The organism is Fictibacillus fluitans, assembly GCF_030418125.1.
Taxonomy (GTDB): Bacteria; Bacillota; Bacilli; order Bacillales; family Fictibacillaceae; genus Fictibacillus_C; species Fictibacillus_C fluitans.
Genome location: NZ_JAUHTR010000001.1, coordinates 1001082 through 1014682 on the forward strand (window position 1 = coordinate 1001082; position 13601 = coordinate 1014682).

17 protein-coding genes are annotated in these 13601 nt (G+C 42.2%); 7 read left to right on the forward strand and 10 right to left on the reverse strand.

Annotation, left to right across the window (positions count from 1 at the left end; all coding sequences use genetic code 11):
- Nucleotides 1-105 precede the first annotated feature (105 nt).
- Nucleotides 106-336, forward strand: coding sequence for an IDEAL domain-containing protein (locus tag QYB97_RS05000; RefSeq protein WP_301164825.1), 231 nt, complete (start codon nt 106-108; stop codon nt 334-336).
- 143 nt (nt 337-479) lie between these two features.
- Nucleotides 480-1415 carry a YecA family protein gene (locus QYB97_RS05005; RefSeq protein ID WP_301164826.1) on the forward strand — a complete coding sequence of 312 codons (936 nt, stop codon included), beginning with the start codon at nt 480-482 and terminating at the stop codon, nt 1413-1415.
- 28 nt (nt 1416-1443) lie between these two features.
- On the opposite strand, the gene QYB97_RS05010 is transcribed toward QYB97_RS05005, so the two are convergent.
- The 6 genes from QYB97_RS05010 to QYB97_RS05035 all read right to left on the reverse strand — a co-directional run bounded on the left by QYB97_RS05010 (nt 1444) and on the right by QYB97_RS05035 (nt 8442).
- Complete coding sequence (locus QYB97_RS05010) at nt 1444-2538, reverse strand: GerAB/ArcD/ProY family transporter (RefSeq protein WP_301164827.1); 1095 nt, start codon at nt 2536-2538, stop codon at nt 1444-1446.
- A 150-nt stretch (nt 2539-2688) separates the two neighbouring features.
- A complete protein-coding gene (locus QYB97_RS05015) occupies nt 2689-3906 on the reverse strand; it encodes a Ger(x)C family spore germination protein (RefSeq protein ID WP_301164828.1) in 1218 nt (405 codons plus the stop codon).
- Nucleotides 3903-5402 (reverse strand): spore germination protein, encoded by a 1500-nt coding sequence (locus tag QYB97_RS05020; protein ID WP_301164829.1) that lies wholly within the window; start codon nt 5400-5402, stop codon nt 3903-3905. Before QYB97_RS05020 ends, QYB97_RS05015 begins: the two co-directional genes overlap by 4 nt.
- Nucleotides 5403-5517: 115 nt before the next feature.
- Complete coding sequence (locus QYB97_RS05025; protein ID WP_301164830.1) at nt 5518-6861, reverse strand: APC family permease; 1344 nt, start codon at nt 6859-6861, stop codon at nt 5518-5520.
- A gap of 129 nt (nt 6862-6990) precedes the next feature.
- Complete coding sequence (locus QYB97_RS05030; RefSeq protein WP_301164831.1) at nt 6991-8022, reverse strand: YkvI family membrane protein; 1032 nt, start codon at nt 8020-8022, stop codon at nt 6991-6993.
- 144 nt (nt 8023-8166) lie between these two features.
- A complete protein-coding gene (locus QYB97_RS05035; RefSeq protein WP_301164832.1) occupies nt 8167-8442 on the reverse strand; it encodes a hypothetical protein in 276 nt (91 codons plus the stop codon).
- A gap of 266 nt (nt 8443-8708) precedes the next feature.
- On the opposite strand from QYB97_RS05035, the gene QYB97_RS05040 reads away from it, so the two are divergent.
- Entirely contained in the window at nt 8709-9125 is a 417-nt protein-coding gene (locus tag QYB97_RS05040; RefSeq protein WP_301164833.1) for a phage holin family protein, read from the forward strand.
- Nucleotides 9126-9159: 34 nt separating this feature from the next.
- Here QYB97_RS05040 and flgM read toward each other — a convergent pair whose 3' ends face one another.
- From flgM to QYB97_RS05060, 4 genes are all read right to left on the reverse strand, one after another.
- Complete coding sequence (gene flgM / locus QYB97_RS05045) at nt 9160-9363, reverse strand: flagellar biosynthesis anti-sigma factor FlgM (protein ID WP_301164834.1); 204 nt, start codon at nt 9361-9363, stop codon at nt 9160-9162.
- 18 nt (nt 9364-9381) lie between these two features.
- Nucleotides 9382-9621 (reverse strand): hypothetical protein, encoded by a 240-nt coding sequence (locus tag QYB97_RS05050; RefSeq protein WP_301164835.1) that lies wholly within the window; start codon nt 9619-9621, stop codon nt 9382-9384.
- A 192-nt stretch (nt 9622-9813) separates the two neighbouring features.
- A complete protein-coding gene (locus QYB97_RS05055) occupies nt 9814-10155 on the reverse strand; it encodes a hypothetical protein (protein WP_301164836.1) in 342 nt (113 codons plus the stop codon).
- A gap of 105 nt (nt 10156-10260) precedes the next feature.
- Nucleotides 10261-10500, reverse strand: a complete 240-nt coding sequence (locus tag QYB97_RS05060) for a hypothetical protein (RefSeq protein WP_301164837.1) — start codon at nt 10498-10500, stop codon at nt 10261-10263.
- A 178-nt stretch (nt 10501-10678) separates the two neighbouring features.
- On the opposite strand from QYB97_RS05060, the gene QYB97_RS05065 reads away from it, so the two are divergent.
- The 4 genes from QYB97_RS05065 to QYB97_RS05080 all read left to right on the forward strand — a co-directional run bounded on the left by QYB97_RS05065 (nt 10679) and on the right by QYB97_RS05080 (nt 13590).
- Nucleotides 10679-11101, forward strand: coding sequence for an organic hydroperoxide resistance protein (locus QYB97_RS05065; protein ID WP_301164838.1), 423 nt, complete (start codon nt 10679-10681; stop codon nt 11099-11101).
- A gap of 223 nt (nt 11102-11324) precedes the next feature.
- Nucleotides 11325-12053, forward strand: a complete 729-nt coding sequence (locus QYB97_RS05070) for an amino acid ABC transporter ATP-binding protein (protein ID WP_301164839.1) — start codon at nt 11325-11327, stop codon at nt 12051-12053.
- A 68-nt stretch (nt 12054-12121) separates the two neighbouring features.
- Nucleotides 12122-12877 carry a glutamate ABC transporter substrate-binding protein gene (locus QYB97_RS05075; RefSeq protein ID WP_301164930.1) on the forward strand — a complete coding sequence of 252 codons (756 nt, stop codon included), beginning with the start codon at nt 12122-12124 and terminating at the stop codon, nt 12875-12877.
- A gap of 59 nt (nt 12878-12936) precedes the next feature.
- Nucleotides 12937-13590, forward strand: coding sequence for an amino acid ABC transporter permease (locus QYB97_RS05080; RefSeq protein WP_301164840.1), 654 nt, complete (start codon nt 12937-12939; stop codon nt 13588-13590).
- Nucleotides 13591-13601 lie beyond the last annotated feature (11 nt).

The following is a 13601-nucleotide window of genomic DNA, read 5'->3' on the forward strand; positions in this document are numbered from 1 at the left end:
AATGGTTGCTATTATCTCTTAGTATAAGTATACTAGTAAAAACCCACTAAAGCATTAGCTATAGTCACACTAGCTTCTGCAAAAATATTCAAGGAGGAATAGAGCATGAAAGATAATACGTCGTATAATAAAGATATGAACGATCTTGTGAAATACAAACTTCAGAAGAAAAATGACCCGTTCGCTTTTAATATGGTTGCTCAGATGATCCTTGATGAATCCTTGCATTCTTTCCAAACTAAACGTTATAAAGAACAAATAGATGATGCCCTTGAGAAACGAGACGAAGCAAGGTTCATGGAATTAACCGATGAATATCTTCGCTTTCTGGGATAAGAAATCAAACCTTTGTGGTTTGATTTCTTTTTTTTTACCCTCTCCCTTCTGCACTGCATGGCAAAAAGTTGCATTATCACACGATTATGCTAGTATTTACAAAGTGATTATTTACAACAAGAGCAGTACGTACGGAGGGTAACATGAGTAAAGTAAGACGAAACGATCCTTGTCCATGCGGAAGCGGGAAAAAATACAAACATTGCTGTCAACGGTCAATGACAACGACCAGGATGAATCAAATGGTTGAAATCAGCCGTCATCTGGAAGGCCTTGCAAAGTTTGCTTTTGACAACTTTCATGAAGTCATGGGAAAACAAACACGGAATTTTATCCAGAAATACAACATTGATGATAAACAGGTGGAGACCTACGCAAATTTGATGGTATGCTGGCTTATTTTTCACTCAGCGGTTCAGGATGGCAAAGCACCTATAGAGCTTTACCTTCAGGAACAAAAAGAAGCTCCTCAAGTTTACGATGTATTGAAAGAGTGGAAAAACACGAATCCATCATTGTACACCGTTGAATCGAAATCAAGCCGAATCGTGTACACGCTTAAAGATTATTTTACTCATCAGGAGTATACGGTTGAAATCCATTCAGAGATCCTGCCTGAGGTGCAGTCAGTGCTTGCAGGCTCACTGATCAGTACCGGAGAACAACATGAATTTTATATTGATTATGCTAAAATTGCGGGTTCTGCTTCTGATCTGATAATGAAAATACAAACTTATCAATCAGAACAATTAACAATGAAGGATGATTTCCCAGCGATTCTTCACCTTCTTATGTCCAGCAAGCCGGCTGATCCGGTAAATGATTTGGTTCTGGGTGCGCTAAAACATACCGCTTCTGCAGACATATATGAAAAGGCGGTTCCTTTGTGGGGCCTATGGAACAGCAGCCAAAAGCTAACCATTCGAAAAGAAGAGCTCTTCGCAGCAGCACTTCATTACTATGTCAGCAAACACCTTTTTGAAGAAAACACATCACAGGCGGAAACCGCTGCGATGTACGCTGTTTCTGCCTCCAGCCTTTCTGCCAAATACCGTCAGTTAAAAAATATCATTCAATAAGAAAAAGAACCTGCCAATGGCAGGTTCTTTAACTTTGAGGTGGTTTGTTTTTCTTTCGCATAATCCCGATCAGCATCACGACAATCAGGATAATATAGAGGGTAAACCACCAGAGCGTCCAATTTTTCGCAACAAAATCGGTAAACTCCATCGTGTTGGAATGTTCATGGTTGGACATTGCCCAGACCAACAATCCTGCTGGCAGCAAAAACGTTCTGTAGCGGTGATGTTTGGACACATGCTGAAGCCCCATCAGACCCGCATAAAAACATAGAGCAATTTTCGTAAAAATACCCACAATCCATACGACCCCGACCAGCACCTCAATTCTCTCCAAAAGCTTAACAACATTGATGGCGCGCATAAGCTCGAAAGTTGGGAACGTATTCCTGCTTACCAGATAGTAGCCATCACACCCGACTACAATAATAATGGTAACAAGAAGAATGGCACCTGAAATACCAATTGCAGACAAATAAGTCTTGATCAAATTCTTCTTTTTCGATACATATGTAAATACGGTTCCAAGCAGGATAACCTCAATAAACGGAAATCCTGTCGTTGTGTAGGCCCCCTGAAGAATGTTTTTTGGAGGCTGCTGAAGGAAAGGCTTCAGGTTGTGCAGTTCAAAGCGGTTAAGCGTCAATAAAAGGGATACCAGAAAGAGAGCAGCCATAATCGGATTCAGAAATTCATTCACCCTGGCGATATTACTAAGCCCGTAATAACAGGTATAAAGAGAGACGAGGATGAGCATGATCTGAAACGTCCACGCGTTAGTATCGGGCAAAACAGCGGAGATCATAAAATTGCTTACATTTCGGACCACATAGGAACAAAGATGAAGTGCATAAAACACGATTAAAAGGGAAACCAGTCCGCCAATCCATTTGCCAGCCGCTTTCTCCACAATGACAAAAATGGATTGGTACTGGTACAGGGACAATAAATAGATCCACAGCCAGTTAAGGATAAGCCCAACGGCCAATGCAATGATCATGGACAGCCAGGCATCCTGTTCCGAATAAAAGGAAGTTAAGTTGGGTGCCAGCAGCAGAGAGCTTCCTACCAAAAAGCTGATCGTCAGCAGGAGCAGCTGCCACTGGTTTAATTTATGGCTCATCGTTAGCCTCCAAACCACATTTCATAAATCGGTACAAAGATTTTGTTAATACCTTTCGTAAAATGAAAGAAATTCCGGCCGGTAAAATAGCTGAATGTATATAAAAGAGAAATCATCCAAAAAACGGTCAGCACAATATGATATTTCCGGTTATTTTTTTTGCTGGTTGACTGTTTCAATTCTCGCACCTGTCGTCACTAATGTTATTTTTGCAATAGGACGTACCTTTACCTTTGCAAATTCCTGTTTCCATTGATCTTCTTTCACTTTCCAGATCTCAGGATGATTTTCATTAAGAAGCCGGCCAAAACCGAATACATCCGCCTTTTTTGCTTGGGCTTTCTGAACTGCCTGGTTAATCTCGTCTTCAACTACTTTGCTAATATAACCCTCCATTTTTTTCAACTCCATCGGATCGCCTACGTTTACGTTGCAGGTAACTTCCTGAAGATAGCCCTTCCCGGTTACGTGTACGTCAAAAGAGATGTGGTCTCCCTTTATTACTGGTTTTACCTTAGTGTTAATTTCCTTTGCCACAAAGCCCAGATGGCCTTTTTTCTTTCCGCATGTTTTTGTAAAAATCGAAAGTTCGTTCGTTTTACCCGTAATCATTGCCCAGCCCTTTGATTCTCCGCCGTTCATCCAGCCAACCAACTTATCCTTTTTGAAAAGGGCGGTTCCTGTAATAATAAAGGTTTTATTATTTGCTTTAATCCCATCCAGAATGGAAGTTTCGTCTCCCTTTGGGGATTTATGAAAAACTTTTACGCCCGGAATAGCAGGATCCCGTTTTTCGCCAAACTCCCACCTCACCACTTCCTTTTCCTGAACACCTTCAGATAGACCGGTAGAGAGCGCAGATAAATCCAGCCGGTTGTTCAACGATTCCCCCGGGTTTTTAAAAATAGGAGTGAACAGGGTAAGTATGTCTTTTGCCATAGAGTCCTTTGCGATAAACATCGGTACCGTTTCCCGAAATTCATGGTTTCGTTCCACAAAGTCAAAAATCGGACGGATTCCTTTTTTTCTTGCGAAATCCTCACCAATAACAAGACTGTTAATGTGAGAAAACATTAAATAACGCGGGACGATCTGCCCTGCTTTCTGAATGGCTTCATAAACAGTGGCTCCCTTAATACTATAGGTGTACACCGCTCCTCCGGAACCGCCGGAAGGTGCTCCTCCCTGATTCCCTGCCATTCCGCCAGGATTAACAACCTGAAGATGCACCTCGGTTTCTCCATTTTTTGCGAGATCGATGCCAAGTGAAGATACGATGAGAAGTTCATTAAGCTCCCTTCTTCCATTACAGCCCGTGAACAGCAGCAAACATACAATGACAAGTAACAATGAAATACTCTTTTTCATGACTGCGACTTCCATTTTTTATAAAACTTTGTATTCTTCCACCAAAACGGCAGACGCAGCATGGTATCATCCTGTTCATCGGTAAAAGGTGCCATGGACGTAAAATAAGGTCTTCCCATTGACGTCAATGAGCACAGATGGATGAATAAGGCCAGCATAAATATAATGATGCCATACATTCCAACACTGGCCGCCAGCACCATGAGCAGAAAGCGCAAAAGTCTGGCTGCACCGCTAAACGCGTAGTAAGGAGAAACAAAGCTTGAAATTGCGGTTAGCGAGACCACAATTACGATGGCCGGTGATACAAGTCCAGCGGCAACGGCGGATTCTCCAATAACAATCGCTCCAACGATGGAAACCGCTGAACCAATTGGGCGGGGCATCCTGATTCCCGCTTCCCGCAGTATTTCAAAAATGACTTCCATGATCAAGGCTTCCATAAATGCCGGAAAAGGCACGCCTTCCCGCTGTGCCGCCAGACTAATCAGGAGATTTGGCGGGATAAGCTCCTGATGAAAGCTTGTCACAGCAATAAACACGCCGGGAAGAGCAATTGATATACCGAACGATAAAAGCCGGATCAATCGCACCAATATCGATAGGTCATAATGGCTGTAATAATCCTCAGCCGCCTGGAAGAAGGAAATAAAGGTGACCGGTGTTACAAGAACAAAGGGGGTTCCTTCCATCATGATGACAATTTTCCCTTCAGCAAGTGCAGCTGCAGCGATGTCTGGACGTTCTGTCGATTGAAACGTAGGAAAAGGAGTATAGCCGTTTTCATCGATGAGTTCCTCGATCATCCCGCCTTCAAATACCTTTTCCGTGTCCAGGTTGTGAAGCCTGTTCATTACCTCATTCAGTACTTGCTGATCCGCTTTGTTCTTCATATAGGCAACCAATACTGAGGTCTTTGTGATATTTCCCACCTGAAGCGATTTAAAGCGAAGCTGCGGATTCGATATTCTTCGTCTCAAAAGAGTCGTATTGATTTGCAATGTTTCAATGAATCCTTCACGCGGTCCCCTGACCGTGGTCTGTGATTCAGGCTCATCGATGCCTCTCGTTGGAAAAAACTCAAGCGGGATCGTATAGGCAGTGTTCGCTCCATCCACAAAGACGGCCACCTGCCCTTTTAACACCGGGGTAATAATATGGCCAAACAACTGATGCTTGCTGACAGCAGATGAAACTTCTATTTGGCTAATAAGCTTCTCAGGGATAACATCTTCTTCCCCGTCCTGCCAGTCATGTATAGGCTGCAGAATGGATAAGTCAATCTGCTGTTTGTTTACAAGTCCTTCAATAAAGCAAACAACAAAGGGGATAGGACGGTCACTAAAGAACAAAATCTTAACGTCCATGCTTTCACCAAGGATATTCTTAAGGTGTTCCAAATTCTCTTGAACAACCTGCGATACTTCAATATTTTCATAAGCTTTTGCCTCTGAGCCCGCAGTTGGCCGCCGTTTCAATCGCCTTTTCATTTTCATCCATCCACCTCCATTCCGTCTTTCACTTACCTTCTATCTTCTGTAGAGAGGCTGTATTTTATTCCATAATGAAAAACCCTGCTGAAAAAACAGCAGGGTTTTGGATAAGAATTTATTAAGCTTTCTTTTGCAATTGTTCTTCGTCTTCCATCCGGTTTCTTTTGTTCAGATACCAATACAAGGGCAGGCCAGCCAGTGTGACAGCAATTGCTGTGAGGCTGTCTGCAGGATTATCAATAATGGTGGCTATAACGATATAGCTGGCGCCAATGATGGCAAACCCCGGAATGAAAGGAAACAGAGGTACACTGTACGACCTTTTTCTCCCTTTATTTCGTTTTCTCAAAACAAACAGAGCATAAAACGCAAAAATATAAAAAATATAAATCGCGAAGATGGCCATGGCGGACAGGTAATCCGGATTCGAAACAAGCATAAGAGCGATGGCTAACACAACCTGCAGCCCGGTTGCCGGAATCGGTGTTCCAAACTTTTCAGAAACAGAAGCAAAAAAGCGGGAGGCAGGCAGCTGCTTGCGAAGAGCCATTGCGTAAGTTACACGCGGGAACGTCAGGATCTTTCCGTTCAAACACCCGAAAATAGAAACAGCAATACCGATGGCAATCAATTTGCCGCCCATTTCCCCAAACAATAGGGAGGCAGCGGTTCCAGCTGAATTTTCCCCCAATTCAACGATACGGCTTGCCGGCAGAATATGAAGCATGGCCACATTCACCAGTAAATAGGCTACCGTTACAAAAAGAATCCCGCCGATGATCGCCTTCGGCAGTATTTTCGCAGGGTTTTTCATTTCCCCAGCCACAAACCCGACCATCAGCCAGCCGTCATAAGCAAACAAGGTTGCAAGAATGGCCGCTCCCATGCTGATCTCTCCAGTAAAGCCGCTTCCTGCATTCAAAACCTGTTCATTTCCTTTCCAAATTCCAAAGACAACGATTAATACAATCGGAAGCAATTTTCCCACGGTGGCGACATTTTGAACGATGCCCCCATATTTCGTTCCAAAGCTGTTCACCACAGCAAGAAAAACAACCGTAAAAATCCCAATCCACGGGCCCGTTTTATCGTTCCAGCCGAACAAATGGGCGAGCAAGGAGCCAAAATAAAGACCGAGTCCTCCTATGATGGCAGGACCATAAATAACAGTTTGCATCCAGCCGCTGAGATAGCCCCATACTTTTCCATATACCTCTTCCAAATATACATACAGTCCGCCTGTTTTTGGAATCTGTGTCGCAACTTCGGCAATGGTAAGGCCGCCTGCCAGCGTGATAAGGCCACCGAGCAGCCAGGCAAGGAGCGCCATGCTTGACCCCCCTGCATATTCAATTACTTTTCCGGGTTTCATGAAGATACCGGAACCAATTACTGTACCAATAACAATAGACATCGCCACTGAAAGACCGATGTCCTTTTTAAGATCTGCTTCTGTATTCACGCTGCTGTCCACTCCCAAACTATTATTGTCTACTCAAGAAGGACTTTCTCTTTTTAAAACTGTATCACAGCGTGTAACTCCTGTCACTACAACCTAAAATAGTAATTCTATTCTAAAAAATCACTTTATTTAAAATCCTTTTTTCAGAGATATTACCAGCATATAAGCAAGCCCCACCAGGCCGAAAAGCGGATAAAGATAATGAAGAAGTGAAGAATAGCCAAACAAACTGATCAGATACCCGCCACCCATTAAAAGCAGCAAAATGAAATTGGCCGAAAGCTTGATTGATTTTTTTAATGGAGCGATGAGTCCGAACAGGTTCCCAATCAGTGTAGTAAATATTTCACCATAGACAACGAGCAAAAACAGCAAATGAACAAATATTCCGAGCCGGCTGATGATCTCGGCAACAGGAATTTCATATTGAACCGATTGAGGCACCAGATAAAGGGCGAAATGGCTGTTTAACAGAATAAAAGTCAGCCCAAGCCCTCCTAAAAAACCGCCCCACCGGATAACTGATTCATCCTCCGCTTCCCTGCTAAGCGGAACGAGAACCGCTTGAGCCAGCGTCAAATTAAACGCAGCATAAGTAAAAGGACTCAAAAGCCATCTCCAGTTTCCCGTAAAGTCCTCTGATTGGATCAGAGGAACTTCAATCGGTGAAAACAGCATGGATACGGACAGGATAATGGAAAAAAGAATCATAATAGGCACAATAACAGAATTTGTCCATAAAATGCCTTCCATCCCTCGCTGCATTACGATAAAACACAATAAAACGGTGAGCAGTATACCGGCATGAAACGGCATATGAAGCTGCTCCGTAAACAAAGCCCCAGTACCAGACAGCATAACGGCTGTTACGCCAAAAAGCATCACAAATAAAAGCAAATTGATCCCTGAGGCAAACTTTTCTCCAAAAAGATATGTGTTTAATGTTTCATATGTTTCCGCGCCAATCTTTCGGGCAAGGAGCATAATTTTCGTCCCTAAAAAGATAAATAAAAAACCGCTGATCAGAATGCCGGCAAAGCCAGCCGAACCATGTATAGTAAAGAATTCAACAATCTCTCTCCCTGTTGCGAAACCCGCTCCTACGATTGTACCGATATAGGTAGCGCCGATTTGAACCGCTTGTTTTTTTCGTTTTTGCATGATCTCCTCCAGCTCCGCCCGTCCTCTTCGTTAATATGTATGCCTGTACCGGCAAATTAGAAGAGCATCGGGTAAAGCGGGACACCTAAATAAACAAAACCCATGATCTGTCTTCCCGGGAAGACGAATCATGGGTCCTTTTAATTATTTATTTCTTTTTCGTTTTGGCAGTTTATCAAGGAGCCAGCCCTTACCAATTTCGCAAAAACGTATGGGCATTTCCATCGAAACCCAAACCTTATCTTTGCCGACTATATTTAACATCCCGGTTTCCTCATTGACATGTCTTACTTCTGCACTTTCCGTACCAGCAACCGGAACGACCATTTTTTCATTATTAAATCCTTTAATTTTAAAAACCTTTCCGTCAAAAGAAACTTTGTGACAATGTGGAGGGAGACCAAGAGTAATTTTGTTCACAATAAAACCTCCTATAAAGATTTTCTCATTTAAAGATTTTCTTCATTGTAACAGAAATGTGCGTGTCTTTTCTTTAATTTTTAAAAATTTTTTAAATATTATATTAACTCTTCAATAACCTAACCCTACCCTGGCTTGCTGCTAACTAAACGTTGAAAATGTTGCTATTTGCCGCATCTATCAATACAGGAACCAATCAGCAGGCTCTATCATAATCTAATAGTCAATACTAGATTTTTATTTTGAAAACTATGAGGTGTTTCTACATGAATAGAGTTCAAATGCTGTTTAAATGCTGCTCTGCACTGGCAGGCGCCTATGCAGGTTATTTCTTCGGTCCGATGTCCCCTTTGATCAATGCTCTTGTAATTTTGGCTATACTTGATTATCTGACAGGGATTATCGCTTCTGCTTATGAAGGAAAGCTTTCAAGTTCAATAGGGTTCAAAGGTATTTTAAAGAAAATCGCAATATTTTGCATCGTAGCTGTTGCCCATTCACTCGATGCTCTTTTTGGCGGCCATTACATCCGTGATGCCACTATCTTCTTTTATTTATCCAATGAGTTGCTGTCCATTATCGAAAACGCAGGCCGGACAAACATCCCCCTGCCTCCTGTCATTCGAAAAGCTTTCCTTGTTTTAAAACAAAAGGGGGAGGAAAACGAAAAAAAAACAGACTAGCTCTCTGCCAATCTGTTTTTGTTCTTCATTTGTTTTATCGCTGATAATAGGATGTAATCTTGGCCGCAATTTTCTCCGGATCGATTTTGTACTCCCCAGCGTTAATTTTCTGTTTAAGTTCCTCTACCTTTGCCAGGCGTTCATTTGAAATTTCGCCTGCTTTCTTTTTTGCAGATGGCTTTGAAACTCCAGTGGTGTTGTACAGTTGATCCACCCTTCGAATGCCATTGATTTTCATGTTGTTGATCCCTTCATATTAAATGCATACATTTCCGACACATACCCAGTCGTCTTCAATTTCAGAAGGTTCCAGATAACGCATATACAGTTTCTGGCCGCTTTTATCATACTTTATTTCAAATTCCTTTTCATTTTGCCTGGATTCACAAAAGAAATGAATATACTCCTGTGTAAATAGATAAGGAGTAAAATTTTTATAATCCGCCAGATGGTTTTCGACCCAATGTTGAATATCTTCTTGTTTAACCGTTTTCATATTACTCTTCCCTTACCCCATTTTGTGTATAGTGATGAATAAATGTATGAAATACCCCATGAAAAACTACTGTAAACACATAGAAAGATATTTTGCTCATAGTCTTCGAATCATTCTTATATTATAAGGGGTATTACCCGAAAAAAATAGTAAATTTTGTATAAAAAACGTTCATCTCAGCAAGATGAACGTTTATCTCAATTCATTCAGCTTTGGAATAACTCCCATTTCTTCCACTTCTGCCTTCGTTTTTTCCGTACCAAGCATATAAATCTGCCGGTAAATCTCAAACATGAGCTCATTATCTTGTCTTCGGTCGAGGTCGCTGTTAAATTCATCAAAATGCGTGCTCGAAGAAAATAAATCTTTGCCTTCCTTTTTGTTATGTTCATGCAGCTTTTCAAAGAGTCCGCGCAGCTGTTCGATTTCTCCTTCATTTGCGTGGACCTCAAACAGATGTATGCTTTCATCGGCAGGAACAGTATTTATGTCACCTTTTGGATTAACGTAAAATGGTAATTTCCTTTCATCCATCGCACAAATCCCCTCCTCATCATCTTTTAAACACATTTCCCTTTATTCACAACCAATTAAACCTGTTTAAACAGGTTTGAACCTATACTTTGCTGACTACTATAGTCAGATTTTATTTTTCTCGATAAAAATGGCCACATCTTCTACTTCGTCAAATACTCTTGATCCGACAATTTCTCTTTCCTCATCGAAAAAGGTGGCCTGAAAAAAACCATTATCTCCCTGTGGAACATACCGGATCCGTACAAGATCATTTTTCGCACCGGGCAAGTTGGTTTCCTGAAGAAATTCAAATTCTTTTTCGGGATTTTCCATTAAGCTTCGTATATGTTCATTAATTTCCATGCCTTTCCCTCCAACAGTTGTTTAATTCATATTTTCCCAAATTAATAATTCATAAACTTCCTCACCCCCAAGCGGTGCTTTCAAATTAGAGGTTTAAAAAGACAGGAAAAAGATAATGTTTAGGTGTGTAGAACAATTCGGGGCAGTTTGATGCCACCACTACAAGGAGTGATGAAGAATGGAACAAGGTTTATATACAGCGAAAGCAACAGCACAAGGTGGACGTGAAGGCAATGTTTCCAGCGAGGACGGCAAACTCGACCTTAAACTCAGTATGCCAAAAGAACTGCAGGGCTCAGGAGGAGAAGGAACCAATCCGGAACAGCTTTTTGCCTGCGGTTATGCGGCGTGTTATCAAAGCGCCCTTCAGCTTGTGGCCCAAAAACAAAAAGTGGATGTTTCCGACAGTAAGGTAACAGCCAATGTAACGATAGGCAAAGATCAGCCCAATGGCGGATTCAAACTGGCGGTTGTCCTTGAGGTCGCTATACCGGGACAGGAGCAGGCCAATGTACAGAAGCTGGCAGATGAAGCTCATCAGGTTTGTCCGTATTCCAAGGCAACACGCGGAAATATTGACGTAGAAATCAAGGCAGTATAAGCATTTAAAACTGGTCCCAATCAAAGGGGCCAGTTTTTTTGTGTGCTCTTTTCCCTCCCCATCCCCTCTTCCTCAAGCCTGCTTTCAAAAATTATAAAAAGGAAAAAAAGGAATTTTGTAACAGTTGGTCGAAATTATGTTTTCAAAAGATTCAGGAAAACAAACAGGAAAAACTCCAGGAATACAACTACCTGAGTTTTAATACATAAAAAGGGGGATTGGATTGATTTCTTTTAAGCATGTGAACAAGCATTTCGGCGATTTCCAGGTTCTCACCGATATTAACCTAGAAATTAAAGAAGGAGAAGTTGTTGTTGTCGTTGGTCCGTCAGGCTCGGGGAAAAGCACCCTGCTCCGCTGCATCAACCGTCTTGAGACCATTACGGATGGTGAACTCATGGTTAACAAAAAATTGTTAAACAGCAAAGATACTAACATTAATGACCTTCGTAAAGAAATCGGCATGGTGTTTCAGCATTTTAATTTATATCCTCATATGACTGTACTTGAAAATATTACTCTCGCTCCAAGAAAAGCTCTTGGTATTTCCACTGCAGAAGCAAATGAAACCGCCATGTTCTATTTAAATAAGGTAGGAATTCCTGACAAGGCAGATTCCTACCCTTCCCAGCTTTCCGGCGGCCAGCAGCAGCGTGTAGCCATTGCCAGAGGACTTGCCTTGAAGCCCCATATCATGCTTTTTGATGAACCAACCTCTGCTCTTGATCCCGAGATGATCGGCGAGGTACTCGATGTGATGAAAACACTTGCGAAAGATGGCATGACGATGGTTGTTGTTACGCATGAGATGGGTTTTGCCCATGAAGTGGCGAACCGCGTCGTGTTTATGGACCATGGCCGGATTCTTGAAGAAAGTGAGCCTGCCGCCTTCTTTTCCAACCCCAAGGAAGACCGTGCCCGCTTATTTTTAAGCAGAGTACTAAACCATTAAAGGAGCTGAATCATTTGAAAACGAAGAAAAATTGGCTGATTGCACTTATTCTGGTTCTGATCATCAGCATGCTTTCCGCATGCGGCAGTGCTGAGAAAACAGGTGGAAAAGAATCCAAGGATACGCTTTCCGTCATAAAAAAACGAGGGAAACTGGTAGTGGGCGTCAAATATGATACCAACCTGTTCGGCTACAAAGACCCGTCCAGCGGCAAAGTGGAAGGCTTTGATATTGATATCGCCAAAGCTCTTGCGAAAAAGATTTTTGGTGATGAGAAAAAATTGGAGCTTAAGGAAGTCACTTCAAAGACGCGGGTGCAAATGCTTAAAAACGGAGATATTGATGCCATCATTGCAACCATGACCATCACTCCTGACCGTAAAAAAGAAGTGAATTTCTCCGATGTCTATTTTAAAGCCGGCCAGTCTCTTCTGGTCAAAAAAGGAAGCAAAATCAAAGGCATCGATGATATCAAAAAAGGAACAAAAGTACTTGCCGTAAAAGGCTCGACTTCTGTTCAGAACATTAAAGACAAAGCTCCAGATGCTCAGGTACTCGAATTTGAAAATTATGCAGAAGCCTTCACCGCACTGAAAGCAGGGAAAGGTGAGGCATTGACCACCGACAACTCCATCCTGTACGGCATGGCGGACCAGGATTCAAATTATACGCTTGTAGGTGAGCCATTTACCGATGAGCCTTATGGAATTGCCCTGAAAAAAGGCGATAATAAATTCACTAAATATGTAAATACCTTCATCAAGGAAATTCAGGACAATGGGGATTATGACAAAATTAAAAGCAAATGGATTAAAGAACAATAAAGAACCCTGAAGATAGATGGACGCTTCTGTCCATCTCTTCTTCATAAAGGAGGGAAAACATGCTTGATTTTTCGATTCTGACAAACAATATTGACACGTATTTGGAAGGATTCTTGAATACATTGAAAGTCAGCCTCCTGGCTTTAATTCTGAGTTTTATTCTGGGTGTAATCATTGCGGTGATGCGAATTTCCCCTATGAAAGTTCTTCAGTTAGCAGGGACAGCGTTTGTAGAATTTATTCGGAATATCCCCCTTATTCTCATTCTGTTTATTTTTTACTATGGATTGCCGAGCCTTGGAATGGAGCTTTCCGGTTTTCAGGCAGGGACGATCGCTCTTTCCATTTATACAGCGGCCTTTATTGCTGAAGCCATCCGGGCAGGCATCCTGTCGGTGGACAAGGGGCAGATGGAAGCCGGCCGGTCATCAGGGCTCACTTATATTCAGACCATGAGGTACATCATTTTACCGCAGGCCATTAAAATTGTTATCCCGCCCCTGGGCAATCAATTTATTAATCTTGTAAAGAATTCATCCATCCTGGGAGTTGTGGCCGGATTGGATCTTATGTATTTTGGCGACTCCATTTCATCTGCCACTTATGTCGTGTTTGACGTCTATATCTTCGTTGCCCTTTTCTATCTCATATTAACGATACCGCTCAGCTTGTTCGTCGGATACCTTGAACGGCGCCTGGCTGTAACCGGATAAGGGGGAGATCT